The sequence below is a fragment of the Streptomyces sp. NPDC030809 genome, from assembly GCF_055572195.1.
Map to the genome: position 1 here is coordinate 270,572 of NZ_JBVIDV010000006.1, position 25,714 is coordinate 296,285.

22 protein-coding genes and 1 pseudogene are annotated in these 25,714 nt (G+C 75.8%); 11 read left to right on the forward strand and 12 right to left on the reverse strand.

Annotated features, from left to right (window positions below; genetic code table 11):
- Nucleotides 1-52 precede the first annotated feature (52 nt).
- On the reverse strand, nt 53-1,831 hold the full coding sequence (locus ACZ407_RS11340; protein ID WP_468127506.1) for an MFS transporter: 1,779 nt from the start codon (nt 1,829-1,831) through the stop codon (nt 53-55).
- Nucleotides 1,832-2,085: 254 nt separating this feature from the next.
- Here ACZ407_RS11340 and ACZ407_RS11345 point away from each other — a divergent pair, with 254 nt between their 5' ends.
- From ACZ407_RS11345 to ctaD, 3 genes and pseudogenes are all read left to right on the forward strand, one after another.
- Nucleotides 2,086-3,246, forward strand: coding sequence for a hypothetical protein (locus tag ACZ407_RS11345; RefSeq protein WP_468127508.1), 1,161 nt, complete (start codon nt 2,086-2,088; stop codon nt 3,244-3,246).
- 253 nt (nt 3,247-3,499) lie between these two features.
- Nucleotides 3,500-4,546 (forward strand): phosphatase PAP2 family protein, encoded by a 1,047-nt coding sequence (locus tag ACZ407_RS11350; RefSeq protein WP_468127509.1) that lies wholly within the window; start codon nt 3,500-3,502, stop codon nt 4,544-4,546.
- A 337-nt stretch (nt 4,547-4,883) separates the two neighbouring features.
- Nucleotides 4,884-6,608 (forward strand): annotated as a pseudogene (gene ctaD / locus ACZ407_RS11355) (aa3-type cytochrome oxidase subunit I); the annotation flags it as partial.
- A gap of 4 nt (nt 6,609-6,612) precedes the next feature.
- On the opposite strand, the gene ACZ407_RS11360 reads toward ctaD, so the two are convergent.
- The 3 genes from ACZ407_RS11360 to ACZ407_RS11370 all read right to left on the reverse strand — a co-directional run bounded on the left by ACZ407_RS11360 (nt 6,613) and on the right by ACZ407_RS11370 (nt 9,706).
- Nucleotides 6,613-7,749, reverse strand: coding sequence for a helix-turn-helix transcriptional regulator (locus tag ACZ407_RS11360; RefSeq protein WP_468127511.1), 1,137 nt, complete (start codon nt 7,747-7,749; stop codon nt 6,613-6,615).
- A 135-nt stretch (nt 7,750-7,884) separates the two neighbouring features.
- Nucleotides 7,885-9,195 (reverse strand): ABC transporter substrate-binding protein, encoded by a 1,311-nt coding sequence (locus tag ACZ407_RS11365; protein WP_468127513.1) that lies wholly within the window; start codon nt 9,193-9,195, stop codon nt 7,885-7,887.
- Complete coding sequence (locus ACZ407_RS11370; RefSeq protein ID WP_468127515.1) at nt 9,176-9,706, reverse strand: MTB12 C-terminal domain-containing protein; 531 nt, start codon at nt 9,704-9,706, stop codon at nt 9,176-9,178. Before ACZ407_RS11370 ends, ACZ407_RS11365 begins: the two co-directional genes overlap by 20 nt.
- A gap of 157 nt (nt 9,707-9,863) precedes the next feature.
- Here ACZ407_RS11370 and ACZ407_RS11375 point away from each other — a divergent pair, with 157 nt between their 5' ends.
- The 3 genes from ACZ407_RS11375 to ACZ407_RS11385 are packed head-to-tail and all read left to right on the forward strand — an operon-like array spanning nt 9,864 to nt 14,861.
- On the forward strand, nt 9,864-10,328 hold the full coding sequence (locus ACZ407_RS11375; protein ID WP_468127516.1) for a hypothetical protein: 465 nt from the start codon (nt 9,864-9,866) through the stop codon (nt 10,326-10,328).
- Nucleotides 10,316-14,185 carry an ABC transporter permease subunit gene (locus ACZ407_RS11380; RefSeq protein WP_468127593.1) on the forward strand — a complete coding sequence of 1,290 codons (3,870 nt, stop codon included), beginning with the start codon at nt 10,316-10,318 and terminating at the stop codon, nt 14,183-14,185. Before ACZ407_RS11375 ends, ACZ407_RS11380 begins: the two co-directional genes overlap by 13 nt.
- Entirely contained in the window at nt 14,175-14,861 is a 687-nt protein-coding gene (locus ACZ407_RS11385) for an ATP-binding cassette domain-containing protein (RefSeq protein WP_468127518.1), read from the forward strand. The genes ACZ407_RS11380 and ACZ407_RS11385 overlap by 11 nt, the downstream gene beginning before the upstream one ends.
- On the opposite strand, the gene ACZ407_RS11390 is transcribed toward ACZ407_RS11385, so the two are convergent.
- Complete coding sequence (locus ACZ407_RS11390) at nt 14,806-15,450, reverse strand: transglycosylase family protein (RefSeq protein WP_468127520.1); 645 nt, start codon at nt 15,448-15,450, stop codon at nt 14,806-14,808. The two genes, ACZ407_RS11385 and ACZ407_RS11390, sit on opposite strands and share 56 nt — an antisense overlap.
- A gap of 230 nt (nt 15,451-15,680) precedes the next feature.
- On the opposite strand from ACZ407_RS11390, the gene ACZ407_RS11395 reads away from it, so the two are divergent.
- Nucleotides 15,681-16,469: a hypothetical protein gene (locus tag ACZ407_RS11395; protein ID WP_468127595.1), complete on the forward strand. Its 789-nt coding sequence runs from the start codon at nt 15,681-15,683 to the stop codon at nt 16,467-16,469.
- 135 nt (nt 16,470-16,604) lie between these two features.
- The gene (locus ACZ407_RS11400; protein WP_468127521.1) at nt 16,605-17,183 is read left to right on the forward strand and encodes a hypothetical protein; all 579 of its coding nucleotides are present in this window, start codon (nt 16,605-16,607) and stop codon (nt 17,181-17,183) included.
- Nucleotides 17,184-17,207: 24 nt separating this feature from the next.
- Here the strand turns inward: ACZ407_RS11400 and der are convergent, their stop codons facing one another.
- The 5 genes from der to ACZ407_RS11425 form a co-directional block, all read right to left on the reverse strand.
- Nucleotides 17,208-18,659, reverse strand: coding sequence for a ribosome biogenesis GTPase Der (gene der / locus ACZ407_RS11405; protein ID WP_468127523.1), 1,452 nt, complete (start codon nt 18,657-18,659; stop codon nt 17,208-17,210).
- A gap of 94 nt (nt 18,660-18,753) precedes the next feature.
- Nucleotides 18,754-19,386, reverse strand: coding sequence for a lysophospholipid acyltransferase family protein (locus tag ACZ407_RS11410; RefSeq protein WP_468127597.1), 633 nt, complete (start codon nt 19,384-19,386; stop codon nt 18,754-18,756).
- Nucleotides 19,387-19,442: 56 nt separating this feature from the next.
- The gene (gene cmk / locus ACZ407_RS11415; protein ID WP_468127524.1) at nt 19,443-20,153 is read right to left on the reverse strand and encodes a (d)CMP kinase; all 711 of its coding nucleotides are present in this window, start codon (nt 20,151-20,153) and stop codon (nt 19,443-19,445) included.
- A gap of 72 nt (nt 20,154-20,225) precedes the next feature.
- Entirely contained in the window at nt 20,226-21,314 is a 1,089-nt protein-coding gene (locus ACZ407_RS11420) for a prephenate dehydrogenase (RefSeq protein ID WP_468127526.1), read from the reverse strand.
- A 209-nt stretch (nt 21,315-21,523) separates the two neighbouring features.
- On the reverse strand, nt 21,524-21,979 hold the full coding sequence (locus ACZ407_RS11425; protein ID WP_468127527.1) for a YidB family protein: 456 nt from the start codon (nt 21,977-21,979) through the stop codon (nt 21,524-21,526).
- A gap of 170 nt (nt 21,980-22,149) precedes the next feature.
- On the opposite strand from ACZ407_RS11425, the gene ACZ407_RS11430 reads away from it, so the two are divergent.
- The 3 genes from ACZ407_RS11430 (at nt 22,150) to ACZ407_RS11440 (ending at nt 23,866) form a co-directional block, all read left to right on the forward strand.
- Nucleotides 22,150-22,491: a DUF952 domain-containing protein gene (locus tag ACZ407_RS11430; RefSeq protein WP_468127529.1), complete on the forward strand. Its 342-nt coding sequence runs from the start codon at nt 22,150-22,152 to the stop codon at nt 22,489-22,491.
- A 138-nt stretch (nt 22,492-22,629) separates the two neighbouring features.
- Complete coding sequence (locus tag ACZ407_RS11435) at nt 22,630-23,085, forward strand: QcrA and Rieske domain-containing protein (protein WP_468127531.1); 456 nt, start codon at nt 22,630-22,632, stop codon at nt 23,083-23,085.
- 10 nt (nt 23,086-23,095) lie between these two features.
- Nucleotides 23,096-23,866, forward strand: a complete 771-nt coding sequence (locus ACZ407_RS11440; protein ID WP_468127533.1) for a nucleotidyltransferase domain-containing protein — start codon at nt 23,096-23,098, stop codon at nt 23,864-23,866.
- A 58-nt stretch (nt 23,867-23,924) separates the two neighbouring features.
- Here ACZ407_RS11440 and ACZ407_RS11445 read toward each other — a convergent pair whose 3' ends face one another.
- The gene (locus tag ACZ407_RS11445) at nt 23,925-24,941 is read right to left on the reverse strand and encodes an ADP-ribosylglycohydrolase family protein (RefSeq protein ID WP_468127534.1); all 1,017 of its coding nucleotides are present in this window, start codon (nt 24,939-24,941) and stop codon (nt 23,925-23,927) included.
- The gene (locus ACZ407_RS11450; RefSeq protein WP_468127535.1) at nt 24,941-25,678 is read right to left on the reverse strand and encodes an NUDIX hydrolase; all 738 of its coding nucleotides are present in this window, start codon (nt 25,676-25,678) and stop codon (nt 24,941-24,943) included. The genes ACZ407_RS11445 and ACZ407_RS11450 overlap by 1 nt, the downstream gene beginning before the upstream one ends.
- Nucleotides 25,679-25,714: the final 36 nt, after the last annotated feature.

Here is a 25,714-nt window from a genome sequence, read left to right on the forward strand (position 1 = left end):
GCACACGAAAACTAGCAGTGTAAGTTTCTGGCTTCGGTGCCGACGTTACGGCTCAGTGTGCCGCGCGTCCAGACCGGGCCCCCGCGGCCGCACCGCGCCGCGCCGGGGCCGGCACCTTGGCCCGCGGACCGGCGCCCGCCGGAGCGGTGCCCGCCGGACCGGCCGGGCTCGACGCCGCCTGCGCGGGGAGGGCGATCTCCCCCGCCCGCGGGGCGGGCTGCCCGCCCTCCGGCACCGCCCGGGGCGCCGCGGCGGCCGCCTCCTCCGGGGCCTGGGAGCAGTCCATGACGCGGGGCAGCCGCAGCGCGGCCACCGCCCCGAGCAGCAGCAGCCCGGCGCTGACGAGCAGGGTCACGTGCAGGCCCTGGACGAAGGCCTGCCGGGCCGCCGCGTGCAGGGCGCGGCCCGCGGGGCCGCCGAGCCCGGCGGCGATCTCGTACGCCTCGCCGAGGGAGTGCGCCGCGCCGGCGCTGTCGGCGGCCGAGACCCCGGGAACGCCGCGCAGGCCCGGGGCGTAGGCGGCGTTCATGACGCTGCCGAGGAGGGCGATGCCCATGCCGGCGCCGAACTGGTACGAGGTCTCGCCGATGGCCGCGGCCCCGCCCGCCTGCTGGACCGGGGCCTCGCTGAGCATCGACTCGTAGGCGCCGAAGAGGGTGGTCTGCAGGCCGAAGCCGAGCAGGACGAAGCCGGCGGTGAGCAGCGCGGGCCGGTCGTGCTGGCCCATGAGGGTCAGCAGCAGGACCGCGAGGGCGGTGAGGGTGAACCCGAGCGAGACCATCAGCCGCGGCCCGATGCGGTGCAGGGTCCACGAGCCGAGGACCCCGGCGGCCATGGCGGCGAAGGTGAGCGGGAGCAGCCGCAGGCCGGTCTCCAGCGGGCTCAGGCCGAGCACCAGCTGGAGGTACTGGACGGCGATGAGCTCCAGTCCGACCAGGGCCAGCATGGCGAGCACGATGCAGCCGACGGAGGTGGAGAAGGTGGCGCGCCCGAACATCCCGATGTCGATCAGGGGGTGCGCGCGCCGCTTCTGCCGCCGGACGAAGAGGACCAGGAGGAGGGTGCCCAGCAGCAGCGGGGCGAGGGCCCCGGCGTCCAGGAAGCTCTGGTGGGCGCCGGCCCGCTTGACCCCGAGCACCACGCCGAGCACGCCCGCGGCGGCCGTCAGGGCGCCCAGCACGTCCCAGGGCCCGTCCGCCGCGCCCCGGGATTCGGGCAGCAGCCAGCGGGCGGCGGGCAGCAGCAGGGCCATCAGCGGGATGTTGATGAGGAAGACCGAGCCCCACCAGAAGTTCTCGACGAGGAAGCCGCCGAGCACCGGGCCGGTGGCCGCGCCGACGGCGGCGACGGCGGTCCAGATGCCGATGGCCACGGCCCGCTCGCGCCGGTCGGGGAAGACCTGGCGGATGATCGACAGGGTGGCCGGCATGATCATCGCCCCGCCGATGCCGAGCAGCACCCGGGCGGCGATGAGCACCTGCGCGTCGGCCGCGAGGGCGGCGATGGCGGAGGCCGCGCCGAAGAGGGCGTAGCCGATGAGCAGGATCCGGCGGCGGCCGACCCGGTCGCCGAGGGTGCCGAAGAGGATCAGCAGCGCGGCGCAGACCAGGGGGTAAGCGTCCACGATCCACAGCAGCTCGATGGAGCCGGGGCGCAGGTCGGCGGTGACGGCGGGGACGGCCACGTGCAGGATCGTCGCGTCGAGGGCGACGAGCACGAGGCTGATGCACAGGACGACCAGGACGACCCAGCGATTGGCGCCGCCCGCGGCCGAGACCAGCCGCTGCCAGGGAGTGCTCCGGCGCATTGGGGCCGTGTTCGTCCCTGACATGCATGTACCTCCCACGTGATCCCTCGCACTCGGCGGACCGGCATTGACGTTCTGCCGCGACACGGGAATGGGCGGCGTCCTACGGGGTCCGGGACCGGCACGCGAGGAATCGTCAGCGTACGCGAGTTCGTGTGCGCTTCACGTGGTCAAGCTCTCACCCCTTCGGCCGCCGGGGTGTGGCGTACACCACTCGCCTCCCCCCGTGCGCACGACCGGTCACGGTCCGTGGCTGCGGCCCGCTCCCACCGATAATCATGCATGTGACCGATCTTGCTCCATCCGCCCCGCCGCATCCGCCGACACCGCCCGCACCGCCCTCGCCGCGCCGGGCCGCGCCGGCCCTGCTGGGCTTCGCCGCCGTCCGCGCCCTGGGGCTCGCGGTGCTCGCGGTGTGGGGCGCGGCCGCGGGCAGCAGCCCGCACACCCTGCTCTCCGCCCGCTGGGACTCGCTCTGGTACGCGCGGGTCGCCGGCGGGGGCTACGGGTACGAGGTGGTCCTTCCCAACGGCGACGTGCATTCGAACCTGGCCTTCTTCCCCCTGCTGCCCTGGCTGGAGCGGGCGGTGTCGGCGGTCACCGGGCTCTCCCACGGCTCGGCGGGGCTGGTGGTCGCGTGGACCGCCTCGCTCGGGGCGGCCTGGGGGATCTTCGCGGTGGCCGACCGGCTGTACGGGCGGCGCGCGGGGGTGTGCGCCGCGGTGGTGTGGGCGGCGCTGCCGGTCGGGATCGTGCAGTCGATGGCCTACAGCGAGTCCCTGTTCACGGCGCTGGCGGCCTGGGCGCTGTACTGCGCCCTGTCCGGGCGGTGGGTGGCGGCGGGGCTGCTGGCCTCGGCCGCGGGGCTGACCCGGCCGGTGGGGGCGGCCGTGGTGGCCGCGGTCTGGGTGGCGGCCGTCCTGGCGTGGCGGCGCGGGGAGCGGACCCGGCGGCTGCCGGCCGGGATGCTGCTGGCTCCGCTGGGCGCGGCCGGGTACGTGCTGTGGGTGGGGGCGCACACCGGCAAGGGGGTGCTGGGCTACCTGGAGGTGCAGGCCGGGTGGGGCAACGGCTTCGACTTCGGCTGGGCCTTCGCCCGCTTCATCGGGGAGCGGCTGGCCTCGCCGGCCTTCGCGGCGGGACTGGGGCTGATCGCCGGGGTGCTGCTGGTGCTGTGGCTGTACCGGCTGTGCGTACGGCAGCAGCAGCCCGCGGCGCTGCTGGTGTACACGGGGATCGTGGTGGCGCTGGCGCTGTGCGCCTCCGGCTACTTCGGTTCGAAGCCGCGGCTGCTGCTGCCGGCGTTCCCGCTGTTCTTCCCCGCGGCCGTGGCGCTGGCCCGGTGGCGGACCGGGCGGGCGGCCTGGGTGCTGGCCGCGGCGGCCGCGGGCTCGGCGGTCTACGGGGCGTTCTGGCTGAACGGCTCCGGCCCGCCGTAGGCCGTGGCCGCCCTCGGGCCCGCGGATCACGGAGCGATAAATTCCGAATACCCCCGGTAAAGAGATTTCCAGGTCTTCCCCAAAGACCGGTCGCGTTTCCCGGGAAATTCTCGAAGTCCGGTGCAGAGCGGGCCGAAGGCCCCGCGGATTCCGGGGAATAAAGGCCCGCGTGAGACCAACTCCACATCACATGGTCATCACAAACCCAGCGTTTCGGCCGGGTCCCGCACGCACGCGCGGTAACGTCGATTGAGTGCGTACCGATCAAATCTTCACCCGTCTGGAGCGGGTCTTCGCCCGCCTGGACCGTGAACCCGAACGACCGGCTCATCTGCAAGTACCGCGGATGAGCCGGCACCGCGTGGTGCTCTTCGGCGCCACGCTCGCGTTCTACCTCGCGATCGTCGTCGCCGTGCTGACCACCTCGTGGCTGGTGCGCCTGGACTGGCAGATCATGTTCTGGCGGCCCTACGAGCAGTGGCCGCAGCTGCACGCCTTCCTCGACTACCTGGTCGTGCTCGGGCAGCGCGGACCCACCGCCGTGATGGTCGCGGCCTGGCTCGGCTGGCGCTCGTGGCGGCAGCACACGCTGCGCCCGCTGATCACCCTCGGGGTGGCCCTGCTCCTGCTGAACGTCACGGTGGGCGCGGTCAAGCTCGGTCTCGGGCGGCTCGGTCCGCACTACGCCACCGAGATCGGCTCCGCCGAACTCTTCGCCGGCGGCGATATATTCCCTTCCGGCCACACCGCGAACGCCGTGGTGACCTGGGGCATCCTCGCCTACCTGGCCTCGACCGTGCGCACCCGGCGCAACCTGTCGGTGCTCTCCGCGGTCGTCGCGCTCAGCGTCGGCGCCACCACCGTCTACCTCGGCACCCACTGGGTGAGCGACGTGCTGCTCGGCTGGGCCGCGGGCCTGCTGATCCTGCTGGCGCTGCCCTGGTTCGAGCCGCTGATCGCCCGTACCGAGGCCTTCGTCTTCGAGGCGCGCGCCCGGCTGCGGGCCCGCAAGGCCCGCGTGCCGTTCGGGGAGCCGGTCCCGGTCACCCCGTTCGCGGCCCGCGCCACGGTGTTCGCCCAGCGGGTCACGGCGGGCGACGGGGACGAGTCCGTGCTCCAGCCCGCGGCGGCCGTGGCCGGCCACGGCTCGCCCGGCCGGGGCGGACCGCACCTCACCGCGGCCCGGCCGCACCTGATCCGCTCCGAGCGGACCCCGGTCACCCCGGCGGGCAGCCGCCGCCCGGCGCACGCCGAGCGTGCCGCCCGCAACCCCTCGGCCCGCCCCGTCGCGGGCGGCTGACGGCAGCAACCCCCGCGGGGACGGTACGCACGACCACCCCGCACCACCGCCGCGGACCCGGGTCTCCCCCGGGGCCCGCGGCGGTCGCGCGTCCGGGCCCGGACCGGGCGCAGGATGCACCGCACTCCCGCACTTTGGTCCATCCCGGGTCACGCTTGTGTCACAGATCATCAACAGGCGTTTGCCGCCGGACATTCACTCGTACCGGCCGTTTCGCGGGCCCCGGAAATCCTTTTTACCGGCCGCCCGCCCAGCATTCCGAACGCCCCGGGAATTCCACCGGCCGTACGCCCTTTCCCCTTCGGCTTTCCCTTCTCCGCCCGGGGAAACGGAACTGATGCGGCGTGGAAAACCCCACGGTTCCTTCACAACGTCACCCGGACGGCGCACCCCGCACGGGAGGCTGGCGCGTCCGCCCGCGTCCGGCCCCGTACGGCTGCGAGCATCGGGCCCGAAGCCCGATCCGCAGCACGACGGACAGCGAGGGGACCCCGTGGGAACGGAGACCGCCGCGGCCCTTCCGGGGCCGGTACGCACCCGCAGCCCCGGCCGGATCCTGGTCGACTGGCTGACCACCACCGACCACAAGAAGATCGGCCACCTCTATCTGGCGACCTCGTTCGTCTTCTTCCTGATCGCGGGCGCGATGGCCCTGCTGATGCGGGCGGAGCTGGCCCGGCCCGGACTCCAGCTGATTTCCAACGACCAGTTCAACCAGGCGTTCACCCTGCACGGCACGATCATGCTGCTGCTCTTCGCCACCCCGACCTTCGCGGGGTTCGCCAACGAGATCATGCCGCTGCAGATCGGCTCGCCCGACGTGGCCTTCCCCCGCCTGAACATGCTGTCGTACTGGCTATTCCTCTTCGGCGGGCTCATCGTCCTCGGATCGCTGCTCACCCCGACCGGCCCCGCGAGCTTCGGCTGGTTCGCGTACGCCCCGCTCAACAGCCTGGAGCGCACCCCCGGAATCGGCGCGGACATGTGGATCATGGGGCTCGCGCTCTCGGGATTCGGAACCATCCTGGGCGCCGTGAACTTCGTGACCACGATCATCGGAATGCGCGCTCCGGGAATGACCATGTTCCGGCTCCCGGTCTTCACCTGGAACGTGCTCTTCACCTCGGTCCTGGTGCTGTTCGCCTTTCCGGTGCTCGCCGCCGCCCTGCTCGTCCTGGAGGCGGACCGGCGGGCCGGATCGCTCGTCTTCCAGCCGCAGAACGGCGGGGCCCTGCTGTGGCAGCACCTGTTCTGGTTCTTCGGGCACCCCGAGGTCTACATCATCGCCCTGCCGTTCTTCGGGATCGTCACGGAGATCCTGCCGGTCTTCTCCCGCAAGCCCGTGTTCGGCTACCTGCCGCTGGTCGCGGCCACCATGGCCATCACCGGGCTGTCCGTGGTCGTCTGGGCCCACCACATGTTCGCGACCGGGGCGGTGCTGCTGCCGTTCTTCTCCTTCCTGTCCTTCCTCATCGCCGTGCCGACCGGGGTGAAGTTCTTCAACTGGACCGGGACCATGCTCAAGGGCTCCCTGTCCTTCGAGACCCCGATGCTCTGGGCCGTCGGCTTCCTGGTGAGCTTCCTCTTCGGCGGGCTGACCGGGGTGATCCTGGCCTCGCCGCCGCTGGACTTCCACGTCACCGACTCGTACTTCGTGGTGGCGCACTTCCACTACGTGGTCTTCGGGACGGTGGTCTTCGCCACCTTCGCCGGGTTCTTCTTCTGGTGGCCGAAGTTCACCGGCAAGCTCCTCGACGAGCGCCTCGGCAAGATCCAGTTCTGGACCCTCTTCACCGGCTTCCACACCACCTTCCTCGTCCAGCACTGGCTGGGGGCCGAGGGCATGCCCCGCCGGTACGCCGACTACCTGGCGGCCGACGGGTTCACCGTGCTCAACACCCTGTCCACCATCGGCGCCTTCCTGCTCGGGGTGTCCACCCTGCCGTTCCTGTACAACGTCTGGACCACGCACCGGCACGGGCGGCGAGTGGAGGTGGACGACCCCTGGGGGTACGGGCGCTCGCTGGAGTGGGCGACCTCCTGCCCGCCGCCCCGGCACAACTTCGTCAGCCTGCCGCGGATCCGCTCCGAGTCCCCGGCCTTCGACCTGCACCATCCCGGGTTCGCGGCATGGCGGACTCCGGGACTGCCGGACGCTCCGCCCTCGGCGCCCGGTCCGACGGCCGGTCCGCAGCCGGGCCCCCGGCCGGATCCGCCGTCCGGGCCGCCGTCCGGGCCGCCGTCCGGTCCACCGCCCGCCCCAGCAGGTCCCGCGCGGCCCTGATCCGGTCGGTCAGCTCGGCCGGCTCGACCACCTCGAACTCGAAGCCGGCCAGCAGGACGTGGATCACCATCACGTCCAGGCTGACCGCCCCCGTGCGCAGCAGGCAGGAGTGCGCGTCCACGGGTTCCAGCACCCCGTCGGAGGGGCTCAGGGTCTGCGCCGCCTCCTCGGCCGGGACGTGCAGGCGCAGCACGGCCTGCGCCGCGTACGCGTGCTGCGCCACCCCCCGGGAGACGTACGCGGCGAGGTCCTCGGCGGGCGGCCGGCGCGGCGGGAAGCGCGGGCCGTGCGGGGGCCGCGGTTCGATCCGGTCGGCCCGGAAGGTGCGCCAGTCCTCCCGGTCCAGGTCCCAGGCGACGAGGTACCAGCGGTGCTCGGTGCACACCAGCCGGTGCGGCTCGACGGTCCGGCGGGTGGCGGCGCCCCCGTGGTCCAGGTAGTCGAACCGCAGCCGCTCGCCGTCCCGGCACACGGCCGCCAGCTCGGTGAGCACCGCGGGGTCCACCGACGAGCGCCCGCGGGGGCGGAGCATGGGCACGGTGAACTCGTTGAGGGCGGAGACCCGGCGGCGCAGCCGGCCCGGCAGCACCTGCTCCAGCTTGGCCAGGGCCCGTACGGAGGCCTCGCCGATGCCCTCGACCCCGTGGCCGGCGGCGGTGCGCAGGCCGACCGCGACGGCGACCGCCTCCTCGTCGTCGAGGAGCAGCGGGGGCAGCTCGGCCCCGGCGCCGAGCTGGTAGCCGCCGCCGGTGCCGGGGCTGGCGTTGACGGGATAGCCGAGTTCCCGCAGCCGGTCCACGTCCCGGCGGACCGTGCGCGGGGTGACACCGAGGCGTTCCGCGAGGTCGGCACCGGTCCATTCGCGGTGGGCCTGCAGGAGGGAGAGCAGGCGCAGCAGTCGTGCGGAGGTCTCGAGCATGCCGCCGAGTCTGCCAGGGCCCGGCGGCCGCTCCCGGCGGGCGGCTGCGCTGCGGGGGCCGGGCGCGGGCCCCGCCGCGGGCGGGGCCGGATGCGGGGCCGGGGCCCGCGCCGGGACCGGCCGGGCCGCGCGGGCTCAGGGCCGGTAGGGCAGCAGCGGCACCTCGGCGCAGTTGGCCGTCATGTCCCCGCCCTGGGTGACCCAGCCGCGGCCGTCCTGCCAGCGGGCGGCGGACAGGCAGGCCCGGCGGGTGTGCGGGGGCCGGGCGGCGGGCCGGAAGGAGACCGGGAGCAGCAGTCCGCGGGCGGTGTAGGGCTCGGCCCGCTCCAGGAAGCGTTCGACACACGGACGAGTGAGGTCGCGGCCGCAGGAGCGGGCGGCGTCGGTGAACCACATGGCGGCGGCCCAGCCCTCCAGCTGCCACTGGGACAGCGGCCGGCCCCCGAGCCGCGGGACCATCGCGGCGCGGAAGGCGGCCACCGCCGGGTCGGCCGCGTCGGCGTGGTTGCGGCTGGAGCCGGTCACCCAGAGGGAGTTGCGGCAGCCCGGCGCGTGCGCGTACTCGGCGGCCACGGCGTCGTTCCAGTTCTGTACGTTCGTCACCTTGGCGGCGAGGTGCACCCCGGCCCGGTCCAGCGCCTCGCACAGACGGGCGTTGCCGTGGGTGTCGAGGGCGTCGAAGACGAGCTCGGTGCCGCGGGCGCGCAGGTCGGCGGCGACGGCGCGGAAGTTGGGCAGGGCGAAGTCGACCTGTTCCCCGGCCACCCGGTAGCCCTCGGCCTCCAGGCCGCGGGTGAGCTGGCGGGCGTACGCGGCGGAGGCGGCCTGGTTGTAGGAGACCACGGCGGCGGTGCGGGCGCCGAGGGCCTTGCGGAAGAAGCGGTAGACCTCGGTGCCGGCGTACAGGGTGCCGTTCCAGCCGGGGCGGCGGCCGTCGCGCGGGGAGTCGCTGCCGTAGATGCCGTACAGGTGCGGGTAGGTGTCGTAGGCGGTGCCGATGGGCTGGCCGCCGACGTCGGGGACGCCGGCCCGGCTGACCAGCGGGGCGCCCGCGTAGTCGAGGGCGGTGGTGGCGACGAGGGCGAACACCTTCTTCTCGTCGAGGAGTTCGTGCACGCACTCGTTGTTGCCGATCCCGCTGCCGCCGTCGTCGCAGGTGTGCACCTCGACGCGCCGGCCGCCGATGCCGCCGCGGGCGTTGAGCGCGGCGAACCAGGCGGCGGCGCCCTCGCCGGGCCCCGAGAGGGCCTCGCCGCCGACGGGGCTGGTCCTGCTCGCGATGATCCCGACGCGGAGGGGGGCCGCGGCCGGGGCGGTGCCGGAGGGCTCGGGGGTCCGGGGGCCGAAGGCGCTCTCGGGCAGCCGGCTGCCGCAGGCGGCGCTCAGGGCCAGGAGCAGTCCCAGGAGCGCCGCGAGCAGCGGGCGTTCAGCAGCCCGGCACCGCATTGCCGCTGAGCTGGACCAGCGCGCAGAGGGTCTTCTTCGAGACCTTCCAGACCGAGTCCTGGAAGACCGCGGTGCCGTTGGTGCCGGGCAGGGCGGGGGTGCCGCCGACGAGCAGGTCGTACGTGACGTCGGCGCCGGTGGCCGAGGTGAAGGCCACGCCGGTCACCTTGGCCGAGGTCTTGGCGGCGTTCGGGTCGGCGCCGAAGGCCGCGAGGACGGGCCGGAGTTCGTCCCCGTCCTCCAGCACCTTGATCCGCTCTTCGGTGGGGGTCTTGGGGTCGAAGAAGACCGCCCAGTTCTTCGTGATCTGCGCTTCGGCCCCGGCGGGGTCGGCGGGCACGGTGGGTGCGGGGGCGGGCGGCGCCGGGACGGAGGCGGCCGGGGTGCGGGCGTTGCCGCCGTCGCCGGAGCCGTCGGAGCACCCCGCCGCGGCGGGTGCGAGTGCGAGGACCGCGGCCGCCGCCCAGGCGGCGGTGCGCGGGTGTCTGCCCAGGACCATCTGGCTCACCACCGGGTGTCCGTACGAGCCGAGCGGCTCGGTGCTTCCAGGGTCTGTCCCCCCAGGGCATAGTGCAATCGATCAGGGCATAGTGCAATGGAACGGCAGCAGGGCCCCGCCGGGCCCGCCCGCCCGTGTCACCCGCCTCCGCCGCCCGAGGGGAGCACCGATGCCGGCTCCGACGCAGCCCGCCCCGCGCCCGGTCCTGTGGGCGGCCGTGACCGCGCTGGCCGGCGGGGCGGTGCTGTGCGCGGCGGGCTGGTACGGGATCTCCGGCGAGCGCTTCGCCGAACGCCAGCTGCCCTATCTGGCCTCGTGCACGGTGCCGGGGGCGGCCCTGCTGGTGGCCGGCGCGGTGCTGCTGGCCGCCGCCTGGCGGCCGGGCCCGGCGGCCGGGGAGGCGGGGGCGAGGGAGGCGGCGACCGGATCCATGGAGGGCGGGTTCACGGAGGGCGGGTTCACGGAGGGCGGGACGGCCCCCCGCTCCTCCGGTCCGCCGCTGCGCGTGCCCGGGGGCACCCTGGCGCACCGGCCGGACTGCCCGCTGGTCGACGGCCGGGCGGACGCGGTGCCGGCCGCCGGCGATTCCGCCCTCACTCCGTGCCCGGTGTGCGAGCCGGCATGGCCGGGCTGACGTACGAGCTCACCCTCGCCGGGCTGGCCGTGGGCAGCGCGGCCGCGCTGAGCGGCATCGGGCTGATCGTGACCCACCGGGCGACGGGGGTGCTCAACCTGGCGCACGGGGCGGTGGCGATGGTGTGCGCGTACGTGTTCCGGTGGCTGGCGGTGGACCGCGGGCTGCCGGTGTGGGCCGCGGCGGCCCTCGCCCTGCTCCTGGTGGCGCCCGGCACCGGGCTGCTGCTCGACCGGGTGGTGTTCCGCCCGCTCGCGGTGCGGGAGGCGGGCCCGGAGCGCACCCTCGTGGCCACGATCGGGGTGTTCGTACTGCTGGTGGGCGGGGCGGTCCTGGTGTGGGGGCCGGGGGCCCGGGCCGACGTGCCGGACCTGCCCGGGACCGAGCCGTGGCCCCAGCTCGGGGCGGTGTTCCTGCTGACGGCGGGGGTGCTGTGGGCGGACCGGCGGACCCGGTTCGGGCGTGAGCTGCGGGCGGTGGTGGAGAACCGGCGGCTGGCCGCCCTCGGCGGCATCGACGCGGACCGGGTGGCCGCCGCCGGCTGGGCCTTCGGCTGCTTCACGGCGGGGCTGACGGGCGTGCTGCTCGCCCCGTACGTCCGGCTGGACCCGTACGGGCTGCCCCTGCTGGTCCTGGAGGTGCTGGCGGTGGCCGTGCTGGGCCGGCTGCGGAGCGTCCCGGTGGCGGTGGCCGCGGCGCTGGGCCTGGGCGTGGCACAGGCCCAGCTGACCCGCTTCCACCCCCAGGGGTGGGCGGACCCCCTGCTCCAGTCCCTGGCGGCGAACCTCTTCGTGGTGGCCCTGCTGGCGGCAACCCTCCTGGGAGCCCTGCCCACGACCCCCGGCCCCGCGAACCGGCCCGGCGGCACACCGCGCTGGCGACGGCCCCGACACCGGCCCCCCACGGACCGGCCGGGCCACGGGGCGACCGCGTACCGACCGGGGCACTCACCCACGACGAACCGGCCGCCGGGCGGGCCCGCGGACGGGCCTGCGACCGGGCGGGCAGGCGAGCCGGACTGGCCCCCGGGCCACCCGGCGGGCCAGGCGGGCGGATCCGCAACCGGGCGGACGGGCGGCGGGCCGCGGCGGCGGCGTCCGGTGCGGTGGGCCCCCACGGCCCGGACGGCGAGCGAGCCGGGCCGGGCCGCAGCCGGGCAGGCAGGCGAGCCGGCCCGATCCGCGGCCAGCCGGGCAGACGGGCCGGACTGGGCCGCGACCGGGCGCACGGGCGACGGGCCGCAATGGCGGCCGGGGCACTGGGCCCCCACGGACCGGACGGCGAACGAGCCGGGCGGGCCAGCGGCCCGGCGGGCGGGCGGCGGGCCGCAGTGGCGGTGGCCGGTGCGGTGGGCCCCCACGGCCCGGACGGCGAGCGAGCCGGGCGGGCCAGCGGCCGGGCAAGCGGGCCGCGGGCCGCAGTGGCGGTGGCCGGTGCGGTGGGCCACCACGAACCGGATGGCGAACGGGCCGGGCGAGCCCACGACCGGGCGGGCAGGCGAGCCGGACTGGCCCGCGGGCGACCGGGCGGGCCAGGCGGGCGGATCCGCGACCGGGCGGACGGGCGGCGGGCCGCGGCGGCGGCCGGGGAACTGGGCCCCCGCGGACCGGACGGCGAGCGAGCCGGGCGAGCCCGCGGCCGGGCGGGCAGGCGAGCTCGGCGGATCCGCGGTCGGCCGGGCAGGCGGGCCCGCGGTTCGGCGGACGGGCGGAGGTCCGCGGTGGCGGTGGCCGGTGCGGTGGGCCACCGCGGACCGGACGGCGAACGAGCCAGGCGAGCCCACGACCCGCCGGGCAGGCGAGCCCGGCGGATCCGCGGTCGGCCGGGCAGGCCAGGCAGGCGGATCCGCGACCCGGCGGGCGGGCCGCGGGCCGCAGTGGCGGTGGCCGGTGCAGTGGGCCACCACGGACCGGACGGCGGGCGGGCCCGGCGGGCCCGCGGGCGCTGGTCGAGGAGGCGGGCCCGCGGCCCGGTGGGCGGGCGGCGGGGCGGTGTGGTGGGTGGTCGCCGGGGTCCTGCTGCTGCTCCCGTTCGGCTTCGGCGGGAGCGATCTGCACACCGCCGTGCAGGTGCCCGCGCTCGCGGTGGTGCTGCTCTCGCTCGTGGTGGTCTCCGGGCGGGGCGGCCAGATCTCCCTGGGCCAGGCCGCGTACGCGGGGCTCGGCGCCCTGTTCACGGCCCACCTGGCCGCGGCCGGGCTGCCGGGACTCGCCGCCCTCGGCTGCGCGGCGGCCCTGGTGGCCCCGCTCGGACTGGCCGCCGGATACCCGGCTATCCGCCGGCGGGGGCTTGCGCTGGCCCTGGTGACGCTGGCGTTCGGGGTGGCCGTGAGCCGGTTCGTGTTCGTGCAGCCGTACGCGACCGCCGGCCTGGAGCTGTCCCGCCCGGCCGGCTTCGCCGGGGACCGGGCGTACTACGCCCTCGAACTCGCCGTCCTCGCCGCCGCGCTGCTCGCCGTGGGCGCCCTGCGCCGCGGCCGTACCGGACGGGCCCTGGCAGCCCTCCGCGACCACGAGCCGGCGGCGGCCGCCGCCGGGGTGCCCGTGCCCCGGCTGAAGCTCCTGGCGTTCACCACGGGCGCCGCCCTGGCCGCACTTGGCGGCGGGATGCTCGGGATCGGCGTGCGGGCCTTCGACCCCGAGGCCTTCGACCCGGTCCGCGGCCTGCTGTGGTTCGCCGCCCTGGCGGTGGTCGGCTACGACAGCCTGCTCGGCGCGGTGGCGGCGGCCGCCCTCCTGGTGGCCCTGGACGCCGGCACCCGCGGAGGCGTGGCCGCGGCCGCCATCGGCATCCTGGCCTGCCTGACCGGCCGCCTCCCGCCCCTCCCCTTCCACCGCCCCTCCACCCTGTCCCCACCCGGCCGGGGACACTCCGGCCAGGGCCCTCGGGCCGGGCAGGCCGTTCCGCCCGGGAAGAAGCCCCCATCCCGCCCGGCCCCGCCCGCCGCGCCGACCCTCGGCGACCCTGGGCGGGGCGCCGGCCCCGGGCTCCGGGTCGGGCGGAGGCTCGGAAGGCGGGTGCCGCCGGCCCTGCGGGCCCTCCCGGCCCGAATGCGCGCCCTCCTCCCGACCGCCCCGCGCCCGCCCGGGCCGGGACACCGCACCCCCGCCGCCCCGGCCCGGACGGGCCACCCGGCGCCCGGGGCCGGGACGGGGTCGGCGGCGCCGGAGCTCGGGCCGGGAGCGCGGTCCGGGGGCCGGCCGGCGGTCGTGCTGCGGGCCGAGGGGCTGTGGCTGCGGTATCCGGACGGGTACGAGGCACTGCGGGGGGTCGGTCTTGAGGTGCCCGCCGGGCGGGTGACGGGGGTGGTCGGGGGGAACGGGGCCGGGAAGTCCACCCTGTTCCACGCCCTCGGCGGCAGCCTGCGGACCGGGTCGGGGCGGATCACCCTGGACGGCCGGGACCTGACCGGCATGCCGCCGTACGCGCGGGCCCGGTCCGGGGTGGGGCGGAGCTTCCAGCAGCCGGCGGTGTTCTCCTCGCTGACCGTCGAGGAGAACGTACGGGTGGGGGCCGAGCACGGGTACCGGCGCGGGGACCCGGCCGCCGTGGAACGGGCCCTGCGGCTCTTCGGGCTCGACGGCCCGGTCCGGTACGCGCGCACCGCCGGGCTGCCCACCGGCACGCTGCGCCGGGTGGAGCTGGCCCGGGCCCTCGCGGGCGGCCCCCGGGTGCTGCTGCTCGACGAGCCGGCCGCGGGCCTGGACTCCGCCGAGACCGCCGCCCTCGCCCGGGTCCTGCGGGCGCTGGCCGCCGACGGCCTGGCCCTGCTCCTCGTCGAGCACGACCTCGACCTCGTGGCCGAACTCGCCGGCACCGTGCACGTGATGGCGCAGGGGGTGCTCGATGGCCCTTGAGATGGCCCTCCACGGGGCCCGCGTGCGGTACGGCCCGCTGGAGGCCCTGCACGGGGTGGACCTGCCGGTGCCCGCGGCGGCCGTCACCGTCCTCGTCGGCCGCAACGGCTCCGGCCGCACCACCGCCCTGCACGCCCTCGCCGGCTCGGTCCCGCTCGCCGCGGGCGCGGTCTTCTGGCGCGGCCGCGAGGTCACCCGGCTGCGCGCCCACGAACGCGCCCGGCGCGGGCTGTGCCTCGTACCGGACCTGGGGGCGGTGTACGGCCGGCTGCCGGTGGCCGAGCAGCTGCGGCTCGCCGCGCCGGACGGGGACTTCGGGCCCGCCCTGGCCGGCTACCCGGAACTCCGCCCGCTGCTGCACCGGACGGCCGGCACCCTCTCCGGCGGCGAGCAGCGGATGCTGGCGGTCTCCCGGGCCCTGCTGGCCCGCGGCGCCCGCGTGGTCCTCGTCGACGAGCCGGTGCAGGGCATGGCCGCCGGCCCCGCGGAGCGTACGTACGCCCTGCTGGCCGGGCTCGCCGCCGCGGGCGCGGCGGTGGTGCTGGCCGAGCAGCGGGTGCCGGCCGCCCTGCGGGCCCCGGGCGTGCTGGTGCACGAACTGCGCCGGGGCGCGGTCGTCTTCAGCGGGGAGGCCGTGGAACCCGCCGCTGCGGGACGGCCGCTTCCTTCGGGATGACCAGCATGGTCCCCGGCACCAGCCGCCCCGGGTGCGGCCCGATCACCCCGGCGTTGAGGACGTACAGCTCCTGCCAGCCGCCGGGGATCCGGTACGTGCGGGCGAGCGCGGCGAGGGTGTCCCCGGGCCGCACCACATGGGCCCGGCCGGCCAGCCCGTACCGCCGGGCGCAGACCGGCCAGGCCTCCCAGCCCTGGGTGCCGAGCACGTCCTCGGCGACCAGGATCTGCTGCTCGCGGGTGGCGAGGTCGGCGCGCGGCGCGAAGCGGGTCCCGTCGTAGCGCTGCCAGGTGGGCTGCCCGAACTGGAGGCCGCCGTAGAAGCCGTTGCCGGTGTTGACGTGCCAGCGGCCGCCGGACTCGCAGTCGGCGACGCAGTCCCACGGCCACTGCCCGTCCGGGCCGCAGTCCCCCGGCCCGCTGCCGATCCGGCCGTCGGAGCCCGCCTGGGTGACGAGGGTGCCGGCCGGGCCGGGCGAGGGCGGGGGCGGGGCGGCCGCGGCCCGTGCGGCGGCGGGGCCGGCCGCCAGGAGGAGGGTGAGCAGGGCCGCGGCCGCCGGGCCGGGAAACCGCATCCGGAGGTGAGCCATCGGGCCACGCTACGCACCGCTCGGAAGGCTTCCCGCGGCGGCACGCGGGGGCCCCGGCGGGCCCACCCGGGCGGCGCACGGGCAGTGCCCCGCCCGGCCGCCCCGGCTCCCGGCTGCAACTGCCCACAAAAGGGGCGTGACCCCGGCCGCGGCTCCCCCGTTGAGCCCCGCAGAGCCGGGAACGGCCCGGCCCACGCACGCCTAGTCCGAGGAGTCACCCCGTGTCGCGCATGCTCGACGTCAGCCCTGACGTACGCGCCGAGATCGGCGACGAAGAAGCCGAGCTGCTGCTCTCCGGCGAGACCGCGCCGGGCAGCTACGACTGCACCTCCTGCCGCACCCCGGGCGACTCCGAACGGGAACCGACCAGCACCGTGCTGTTCGTCGGCGACGAGACCGCCGTCCTGGCCTTCGCCCACGCCAAGTGCATCCCCTCCCAGGTGGTGGCGGTCTCCGAGGACCAGCTGCAGGGGGCCGTGGCCAGCATCACCGGCGAGGCCGCCCCGGCGGCGGCCGCACCGGCGGGGGCCCCGCAGCCGGCCCGCGGCCAGGCCGTGCTGGGCATCACCAGCGGCCTGATGCTCATCGACGGGGAACTGCACCCGGCGCTGGTCGTCGAGCCGACCACGGCCATCTCGCGGCCGGACAGCGACGGCCCCGGCGACGACTTCCTGCCGCTGCTGATCGAGCAGGGATTCATCCCGGTCTCGGACATGGCGAACCTGCCCACCCTCCTGCCCGGCTGGTCCGTCCTGCTGGCGGCGGGCCAGCTGCACGCCGTGCTGCAGCCGGGCCCGAACGGCGGCAGCCCGGTGGCCTGGTGGCAGGCGCACCAGGCCCTCGCGGTCACCGACGGCTGGCGTGCGGCCGTCAACCGCACCCAGAAGGTCCTGGTGTACGCGGCCCCGGCCGGCTCCATCGGCCAGCAGCCGCGCGAGGACCTGCTGCGGGACGCGCTGGACAAGGCGGCACTCAACGGGCTCCTGGTGGCCGCGGTGATGCCGCTCGCAGGGACCTGACCGGCCCGGGCGGCTGCCGCCCGGCCGCGATCGGCGCACGCCGGGGGTACACCGGGAAGGACCGGAGACCCCCGGCGATCTGCGTTTTCGCCCCGCCCGCCCGCATCCGTCGGGCGGGCGTTTCGTTGCAGGTACGTGCACGCATACGACGCTCCGCGCCCGCAGCCGTTCCCGAGCCCGTTCCCGGGCCAGATCCCGCCGATGCGCCCGCCGCACGACCGGGAGCCGCACGCCGCCGCCTCGCAGACGCCGATCTTCGACGCGCTGTACTCGGAGTACATGCGGGCGTTCCGGGCCCTGCCGGGCGACCGGACGGGCGAGGAGGACCTCGGGTTCACCGCCTTCGGCCCGGCGTACGGGAGCACGTACGGCAGCTCGTACGGCGGCTCCTACGGCGGCTCCTACGGCGGCTCCTACGGCCACGGCTCCGCGTCCTGGAGCTCCGGCGGCGCGGACACCGGGACGTACGGGGGCACCGGCACCTGGCCGACGGGCTCGTGGCAGCCGACGGGCACCTGGAGCACCGCCTCCGACCCCTGGCAGCCCGTCCCGGACAGCGGGGGCCCCTCGTACGCGGGCCTGCCGGGCCGGCCGGCGCCGGTCCCGCCGGGCGGCTACCCGGCCGCCGTGGGCACACACGGCAGCGGGCGGCCGCACCACACCGGGACGCACGTCCCGGCGGCGCTGCCGCCCGCTCCCCGGCGGGGGTTCTGACCCGCCGGGCCGCCGCTGCCGCCGCTACTTCTTCTTGCTGCGCTTCTCGCGCACCCGCACCGAGATGTGGATCGGGGTGCCCTCGAAGCCGAACTCCTCGCGCAGCCGGCGCTCGACGAAGCGGCGGTAGCCGTGCTCCAGGAAGCCGGAGGAGAAGAGCACGAAGCGCGGGGGCTTGGTGCCGGCCTGGGTGCCGAACAGGATGCGCGGCTGCTTGCCGCCCCGGATCGGGTGCGGGTGGGCGGCGACGATCTCGCCGAGGAAGGCGTTGAGGCGGCCGGTCGGGACGCGCGTCTCCCAGCCCGCGAGGGCGGTCTCGATCGCCGGCACCAGCTTCTCCATGTGGCGGCCGGTCAGCGCGGAGACGTTCACCCGCGGGGCCCAGGAGACCTGCTGCATCTCGGTCTCGATCTCGCGCTCGAGGTAGTAGCGGCGCTCCTCGTCGAGCTGGTCCCACTTGTTGTAGGCGATGACCACGGCGCGGCCGGCCTCGACGGCCATGGTGATGATGCGCTGGTCCTGGACGCTGATGCTCTCGGTGGAGTCGATCAGGATGACCGCGACCTCGGCCTTCTCCACGGCCGCGGCCGTGCGGAGGGAGGCGTAGTAGTCGGCGCCCTGCTGGAGGTGGACGCGCTTGCGGATGCCCGCCGTGTCCACGAACTTCCAGGTGACCCCGCCGAGCTCGATCAGCTCGTCGACCGGGTCGCGGGTGGTGCCGGCCAGCTCGTTGACGACGACCCGCTCCTCCTTCGCGACCTTGTTGAGCAGGGAGGACTTGCCGACGTTCGGGCGGCCGATGAGGGCGATCCGGCGCGGGCCGCCGACGGTGTTCCCGCCGAAGCTCTGCGCGGGGGCCTCGGGCAGCGCCTCCAGGACGGCGTCGAGCAGGTCGCCGGTGCCGCGGCCGTGCAGCGAGGAGACCGGGTAGGGCATGCCGAGGCCGAGGGACCACAGGGCGGTGGCGTCGGCCTCGCCGCTCTGGCCGTCCACCTTGTTGGCGCACAGCACGACGGGCTTGCCGGCCCGGCGCAGCAGCTTGACGACGGCCTCGTCGGTGTCCGTCGCGCCCACCTTGGAGTCGACGACGAACACGCAGGCGTCGGCGGCCTCGATGGCGTACTCGGCCTGGGCGGCCACGGACGCGTCGATGCCGAGGACGTCCTGCTCCCAGCCGCCGGTGTCGACGACCTTGAAGCGGCGGCCGGCCCATTCGGCCTCGTAGGTGACGCGGTCGCGGGTGACGCCCGGCTTGTCCTCGACGACGGCCTCGCGGCGGCCGATGATGCGGTTCACCAGGGTCGACTTGCCGACGTTCGGGCGTCCGACGACGGCGAGGACGGGCAGCGGGCCGTGTCCGGCCTCACCGATCGCGTCCTCGACGTCTTCGAGGTCGAAACCCTCTTCCGCCGCGAGCTCCATGAACTCCGCGTACTCGGCGTCGCCAAGCGCTCCGTGGTCGTGCTGGTCGTTCATGAAGTCCGTTCCTCGTCGTTCGTGGTGATCGGTGGGCCCCGGCGCCGTCTCCGTCCCGGAGGGGGAGTCGGGTCCACTACTCGTTCAGTCTCGCCTAGCGCCCGGTGAGGCGCTTGGCGTGGTCCAGGTGGGCGGTCAGCCGCTGCTGGATGCGTACGGTGGCCTCGTCGAGGGCCGTACGGGTGCGCCGGCCGCTCCCGCTCGCCCGCCACCCGCCGCCACCCTCATTCGAGCTGCGCACGCCTTCCTGAGCCGCGAAGGCGTCGCCGAAGACGACGTCCACGCGGCCCTGGAAGGGCGGCAGGGCCTTGACCAGGCGGCCGCGCCGCTCGGCGCTGCCCAGCACCGCGACCGGCACGATCGGAGCGCCGGAGCGTACGGCGAAGTACGCCAGCCCGCCGCGCAGTGCGGCGAAGTCGCCCTCGCCGCGGGTGCCCTCCGGGAAGATCCCCAGCACCCCGCCGCCCTCCAGGACGGCCAGGGCCCGGGTGACCGCGGCGCGGTCGGTGCCCGAGCGGTCCACCGGGACCTGCCCGATGCCCCGCAGGAAGGGGTCGAGCGGGCCGGTGAACGCTTCCTGCTTGATCAGGAAGTGCACGGGGCGCGGTGCGGTGCCCATCAGCATCGGGCCGTCGATGTTGTGGGAGTGGTTCACGGCGAGGATGACCGGGCCGGAGGCCGGTACCTTCCAGGCTCCGAGCACCCGGGGGCGCCAGAGGCCGTACATCAGGCCGATGCCGATGCGCCGTCCGACCGCCGCCCCCTTCGGGGAGGGCGTCTCACTCACTTCGCGGCCCGCTTCTCCACGTCTTCGGTCGCGCTCTGCCTCTCCTCGACGAGGGTGACCACGCACTCGATGACCTGGTCGAGGGTCAGCTCGGTGGTGTCCACCTCGACGGCGTCGTCGGCCTTGGCCAGCGGGGAGGTCTTGCGGCCGGAGTCGGCCGCGTCCCGCTTGATCAGGGCCTCCTTGGTGGCGGCGAGGTCCGTCGCCTCCTTGCCCTTCAGCTCCCCGCTGCGGCGGGCCGCACGGGCCTCCGCGGAGGCGGTGAGGAAGATCTTCAGGTCGGCGTCGGGCAGCACGGTCGTGCCGATGTCCCGGCCCTCGACCACGATGCCGCCCTCGGCCTCGGCCGCGATGGAGCGCTGGAGGTCGGTGATCAGGGCGCGCACCTCCGGCACGGCGCTCACGGCGCTGACGCGGGAGGTGACCTCCTGGGTGCGGATCGGGCCGGAGGCGTCCAGTCCGTCCACGGTGATCGTGGGCGCGTTCGGGTCGGTGCCCGAGACGATGACCGGCTTGCCGGCCGCCGTGGCCACGGCCTGCGGGTCCTCGACGTCCACCCCGTTGGTGAGCATCCACCAGGTGATCGCCCGGTACTGGGCACCGGTGTCCAGGTAGCGCAGGCCCAGCTTGGCCGCGACGGCCTTGGAGGTGCTGGACTTGCCCGTGCCGGAGGGGCCGTCGATGGCGACGATCACGGCGGTTTCCACGGTGGTGGGCCCTTCTGGTTGCGCGACGTTTGCGGGCGCGCGAAAAAACGCCCCTCTTCTAGGTTACCGGGCCTACTGCGGGCGCAGCGCCCAGCCGCGGTCCCGCAGCTCGGCGGTCAGGACCGGCACGGCCTTCGGCTCGACCATGAGCTGGACCAGGCCCGCCTGCTGCCCGGTGGCGTGCTCGATGCGGACGTCCTCGATGTTCACCCCGGCCTGGCCGGCGTCGGCGAAGATCCGGGCGAGCTCACCCGGCCGGTCGCTGATGAGCACGGCCACGGTCTCGTACACGGCGGGGGCGGCGCCGTGCTTGCCGGGCACGCGGACCCGGCCGGCGTTGCCGCGCCGCAGGACGTCCTCGATGCCGTCGGCCCCGCCCTTGCGCCGGACCTCGTCGCCGGACTGGAGGGCCCGCAGGGCCTGCACCGTCTCGTCGAGGTCGGCGGCGATGCCGGAGAGCACGTCGGCGACGGGGCCGGGGTTGGCGGACAGGATGTCCAGCCACATCCGCGGGTCCGAGGCGGCGATCCGGGTGACGTCCCGGATGCCCTGGCCGCACAGCCGTACGGCGCTCTCGTCGGCGTCGCCGAGGCGGGCCGCGACCATCGAGGAGACCAGCTGCGGGGTGTGGGAGACCAGGGCCACGGCGCGGTCGTGGGCGTCCGCGTCCATGACCACGGGCACCGCGCGGCAGTACGCGATCAGTTCGAGGGCGAGGTTGAGGACCTCGGTGTCGGTGTCCTTGGTCGGGGTGAGGACCCAGGGGCGGCCTTCGAACAGGTCGGCGCTGGCGGCCAGCGGGCCCGAGCGCTCCTTGCCGGCCATGGGGTGAGTGCCGATGTAGCCGGAGAGGTCCACGCCGAGGGATTCCAGCTCGCGCATCGGGCCGCCCTTGACGCTGGCCACGTCGATGTACGCGCGGGCGGTGCCGCGGCCGATGGCGTCGGCCAGGGTGGCGGCGACGTGCGCCGGGGGCACGGCGACGATGGCGAGGTCCACGGTGCCCTCGGGGGCCTCGTCGGTGCCGGCGCCCAGTGCGGACGCCGTGTGGGCCTGTACGGGGTCCCGGTCGACGAGGTGGACGGTGATGCCCCGTCCTGCGAGGGCGAGCGCCGCGGAGGTGCCGATCAGTCCGGTTCCGATGACGACGGCGGTTCTCACGGGCACTCCTTGGTCGGCGGCGTCCTCCGCCGGTACCGCGGAGGGGTGCCTGATCAGATTAGCCAGCCGCGTGCGGCGCGCGGTCGGCGGGAGCGGGGACCCGGCGCGCGCGGGCGCGCCGGCGCCGGGTCCCCGTCCGGCACGCCGGCGTACGGACGTCGGGTCGGCGGCCGGGACAGCGGCCGGACCGGGTCGGCCGGCGGGCCGGGTCAGAGGGACTGCTGCCGGATGATGTCCTCCAGCGAGCCGCTCGGGATCTGTCCGGCGGGGCTGAGCCTGTCGACGGCGGCGGGCAGGGACTGCGCGATCCGGTCGGCGGCGTCCTCGGGGCTGACGCCCGCATCGCGGGCGACCTGCTGGAGGGCGTCCGCGGGCAGGGCCTCCTTGATCTGCGCCCCGGTGACCGGCTGGTTCTCGCCCGTGCCCAGCCAGGACTGCGCCTGGTCGGCCAGTCCGGACCTGGTCAGCATGTCGAGCAGCCCGCCGAGCGGGTTGTTCCCGGACGCGGCCCCGGCGCCGCCCGCCGGTCCGCCGCCTGCGCCCCCGCCGCCGTTCATGAGGTGGGAGAGCAGGGCGCCGAGGATGTTCCCGCCGCCGCCCGGGGAGCCGCTCTGCCCGCCGCCGAGGAGGCCGCCGAGCAGGGAGCCGAGGTCGTTTCCGGCCATGGTGGTGCCTTTCGCAAGGGAGGGCCGGGCACCGGCGCCGGGCACTGGGCCGGCCGTGCCCGGCTGCACGACACGGCCAATCTCCCCCGGTCCGCCGCGGGCCGCCACCGGCCGGGGCCGATCGGGGCACCCTGCGGCGGGCCGGGCCGGGCCGGTGTAGAACCGAGCGCATGATCTTCCATCTCGTCTCCCTGGCCGACTGGTCCGCCGCGCCGGACCTCCCGTACGCCCCGCCCTCTCTGGAATCCGAAGGGTTCGTGCACTGCTCGGCGGACCGGCCGACCGTGCTGGAGATCGCGGACCTGCACTACCGGGCGGTGCCCGGCCCGCTGCTCGCGGTGGAGATCGACGAGCGCGCCCTGACCTCGGAGGTCCGCCGGGAGGGCCCGCACGGGGCCCGATATCCGCACGTGCACGGTCCGCTGGACCGGGCGGCCGTGGTCCGCGTCTGGGAGGTCGTACGCGGGGCCAGCGGGGCCGCCGAGGGGCTCGTCCCGTGGACGGCCTCGTGAGCCACGCCGGTCCCGTGCTTCTCAAGCGGCCCGCGAGGCGCCAGGATGCTGCCGCTACGCACGTCTGAAGTTCCGTCCGGTTCCGGCGAGTTCCGTCGGGTTCCGTCGGGTTCACCGAGTACGACCGAGGAGAACACCATGGCAGACAACCTTCCGCTGCGGCGCACGGTCCTGGCGGCCGGTGCGGCCGGCCTCGCGGGTGCCGCGCTCACGGGCTGCGGCGAGGAGAAGACCACCGGCGGGGGCGAGGACACCACCGCCGGCTCGGGCAAGGTCACCGAGAGCGCGCCGCCCGCGGCCGGGGGTTCCGAGCCGCTGGTGAAGGCGGCCGACGTGCCGGTGGGCGGCGGCACCGTGATCACGGCGAAGAAGGTGGTCGTCACCCAGCCCGCCGCGGGCGAGTTCAAGGCCTTCTCGGCGGTGTGCACCCACCAGGGCTGCCTCGTGAACAAGGTGGCGGACGGCACCATCGACTGCCCCTGCCACGGCAGCAAGTACGCGATCGCGGACGCCAAGGTGGTCGCGGGGCCCGCACCGCGCCCGCTGCCCGAGAAGAAGATCACCGTGACCGACGGGGAGATCCGCCTGGCGTAGCCTTCGGCCCATGCAGCCGACATCCGGACCCGGTACCGCCTCCGACTCCGCCGACGCGCCCGGAGCCGACGCGTCCGGAGCCGACCCGTCCGGAGCCGACCCGTCCGGCGTGGCCCTCGTACGCGACCACACGGTCTACGCGTGCGTGATGGGTTCGCGCGCCTTCGGCCTGGCGACGGAGGACAGCGACACCGACCGGCGCGGTGTCTATCTGGCGCCCACCCCGCTGTACTGGCGGTTCGAGAAGCCGCCGGCGCACGTGGAGGGGCCGCTCGACGAGCAGTTCTCCTGGGAGCTGGAGCGCTTCTGCGAACTGGCGCTGCGGGCCAACCCGAACATCCTGGAGTGCCTGCACTCCCCGCTGGTGACCCGGCTGACCCCGGTGGGCGAGGAACTCCTCGCCCACCGGGGCGCGTTCCTCTCCCGTCGGGCCCACGCCACCTTCACCGGCTACGCGGACGGCCAGCGCCGCAAGCTGGCCGGGGACGTCCGCAACCACGGCGCGCCCCGCTGGAAGCACGCCATGCACCTGCTCCGCCTCCTGACCAGCTGCCGGGACCTGCTGCGCACCGGGGAGCTGACGGTCGACGTCGGTCCGGAGCGCGACCGCCTGCTGGCCGTGAAGCGCGGCGAGACCGGCTGGGACGAGGTCGAGGCGTGGATGAACCGGCTGGCCGAGGAGGCCGCGGCCGCCCTCCCCCGCAGCCCCCTGCCCGCCGAGCCGGACCGGGCACGGGTGGAGGACTTCCTGATCCGTACCCGCCGCGCCTCGGCCGGGTGACCGGGGCCCCTGACCGCAGGCCGCGGCCTGCAGGCCGCGGACCCCGTCCGGCCACCCGTCAGGCGGCGTCCCAGAGCGCCCCGAAGGCGATGAGCTCGGTGCGGTACTCGATGCGCTGCGCCCACTCCTCCGGCCAGGCCGCCGCCCCGAGGTGGGCGCCCGCGAAGGCCCCCGCCAGGCAGGCGATGGAGTCGGAGTCGCCCGCGGTGCAGGCGGCCCGCCGGAGGGCGAGGAGCGGCTCCTCCGGGAAGAGGAGGAAGCAGTGCAGGGCGGTGGCCAGGGCCTCTTCCGCGATCCAGCCCTCCCCGGTGGCCAGGCACGGGTCCAGTTCCGGGGCGGGCGTGCGCAGGGCCTTGGCGAGCCGGTCCAGGGCGTCCAGGCAGTCGTCCCAGCCGCGGGCGGCGAAGGACTGCGGCGAGGGGTCGTGGGCGTGCCGCCACAGGTCGCCGAGCCAGTGCTCGTGGTACGTGGTGCGCTGCCGGAGGGCGTACGAGCGGAGCCGGCCGACGAGTCCGGTGGGTTCGGTGCCCGAGGCCAGCAGGTGCACGCCGTGCGCGGTCAGGTCGGAGGCCGCCAGGGCGGTGGGGTGGCCGTGGGTCAGTGCCGACTGGAGCTGGGCCGCCCCGGCCCGCTCCTGTTCCGTCAGCCCGGGCACGAGCCCCAGCGGGGCCACGCGCATGTTGGCCCCGCAGCCCTTGGAGCCGGTCTGGCTGGCCTCCTGCCAGGGGCGGGCGGAGTCGAGGAGCCCGCAGGCCGTCAGGCAGGTCCGCCCGGGGGCCCGGTTGTTCTCCGGGGAGTGGTACCAGTCGACGAACTCCTCCCGGACCGGGCGGGCCAGCCGCAGCGGGCCGAGCGGGCCCCGTTCCATGGCGGTGCGCAGTCCCCGGGCCAGGGCCAGGGTCATCTGCGTGTCGTCGGTGACGATCGCGGGGCGGGGCAGGTCCATCTCCCGCCACGGGCCGCACTTGGCGAGGATGGACGGTACGTCGTTGAACTCGGTGGGGAAGCCGAGGGCGTCCCCGAGGGCCAGCCCGATGAGCGAGCCGGTCGCGGCGCGCTTGGGTCGAGGGGTCATCACGCGGTTCCTTCCGGGCGGGGGCGGAGCAGGGGCGGGTGCAGGGCGCGGGCCGGACCGGGCCGGTAGAGGGCGGCGGGTTTGCCCCGGCCGCCGGTGAGCCTGGCGCCGCCGGGGACCGGCTCGACGAACCCGGGGGTGGCGAGCACCTTGCGGCGGAAGTTGGGCGGGTCGAGCGCGGTGCCCCAGACCGTCTCGTAGACCTGCCGGAGCTCACCGAGGGTGAACTCGGGCGGGCAGAAGGCGGTGGCGAGGCAGGTGTACTCGAGCTTGGCCCCGACCCGGTCGCGGGCGTCCGCCAGGATCCGTTCGTGGTCGAAGGCGAGCGGGACGGGCGGGCCGGAGCCCCCCGCGGGCAGCCACCGGGCGTCCGCCGCGTCCCCGCCGCCGCGGGGTTCCGGCAGGCCGGGCACGAGGGCGGTGAAGGCCACCGACACCACCCGCATCCGCGGGTCCCGGTCCGGCTCGCTGTAGGTGCGCAGCTGCTCCAGGTGCAGGTCCGCGACCACCGCGGGCGGCAGCCCGGTCTCCTCGGCCAGCTCCCGCCGCGCCGCGGCCTCGGCGGATTCCCGCGGCAGGAGGAACCCGCCGGGCAGCGCCCAGTCCCCGGCGTACGGCTCCTGGCCGCGCCGGATCAGGAGGGCGTGCAGCGCACCGGCCCGGACGGTGAAGACGGCCAGGTCGACGGTGACGGCGAACGGCTCGAAGGCGTGCGGGTCGTACTCGGGCCCGGTCACCGGACCACCCCCTCCCTTTTAATGGTCAGTCCGACC

Coding starts and splice junctions, on each gene's coding strand:
- ACZ407_RS11390 (WP_468127520.1), bottom strand. CDS start 15,450: ATGGCTCACCTCCGGATGCGGTTTCCCGGCCCGGCGGCCGCGGCCCTG.
- ACZ407_RS11360 (WP_468127511.1), bottom strand. CDS start 7,749: ATGCTCGAGACCTCCGCACGACTGCTGCGCCTGCTCTCCCTCCTGCAG.
- ACZ407_RS11425 (WP_468127527.1), bottom strand. CDS start 21,979: ATGGCCGGAAACGACCTCGGCTCCCTGCTCGGCGGCCTCCTCGGCGGC.
- ACZ407_RS11365 (WP_468127513.1), bottom strand. CDS start 9,195: ATGCGGTGCCGGGCTGCTGAACGCCCGCTGCTCGCGGCGCTCCTGGGA.
- ACZ407_RS11380 (WP_468127593.1), top strand. CDS start 10,316: ATGGCCGGGCTGACGTACGAGCTCACCCTCGCCGGGCTGGCCGTGGGC.
- ACZ407_RS11440 (WP_468127533.1), top strand. CDS start 23,096: ATGCAGCCGACATCCGGACCCGGTACCGCCTCCGACTCCGCCGACGCG.
- ACZ407_RS11410 (WP_468127597.1), bottom strand. CDS start 19,386: ATGTACGGCCTCTGGCGCCCCCGGGTGCTCGGAGCCTGGAAGGTACCG.
- ACZ407_RS11435 (WP_468127531.1), top strand. CDS start 22,630: ATGGCAGACAACCTTCCGCTGCGGCGCACGGTCCTGGCGGCCGGTGCG.
- ACZ407_RS11445 (WP_468127534.1), bottom strand. CDS start 24,941: ATGACCCCTCGACCCAAGCGCGCCGCGACCGGCTCGCTCATCGGGCTG.
- ACZ407_RS11385 (WP_468127518.1), top strand. CDS start 14,175: ATGGCCCTTGAGATGGCCCTCCACGGGGCCCGCGTGCGGTACGGCCCG.
- der (WP_468127523.1), bottom strand. CDS start 18,659: ATGAACGACCAGCACGACCACGGAGCGCTTGGCGACGCCGAGTACGCG.
- ACZ407_RS11345 (WP_468127508.1), top strand. CDS start 2,086: ATGCATGTGACCGATCTTGCTCCATCCGCCCCGCCGCATCCGCCGACA.
- ACZ407_RS11375 (WP_468127516.1), top strand. CDS start 9,864: ATGCCGGCTCCGACGCAGCCCGCCCCGCGCCCGGTCCTGTGGGCGGCC.
- ACZ407_RS11430 (WP_468127529.1), top strand. CDS start 22,150: ATGATCTTCCATCTCGTCTCCCTGGCCGACTGGTCCGCCGCGCCGGAC.
- ACZ407_RS11340 (WP_468127506.1), bottom strand. CDS start 1,831: ATGTCAGGGACGAACACGGCCCCAATGCGCCGGAGCACTCCCTGGCAG.
- ACZ407_RS11395 (WP_468127595.1), top strand. CDS start 15,681: ATGCTCGACGTCAGCCCTGACGTACGCGCCGAGATCGGCGACGAAGAA.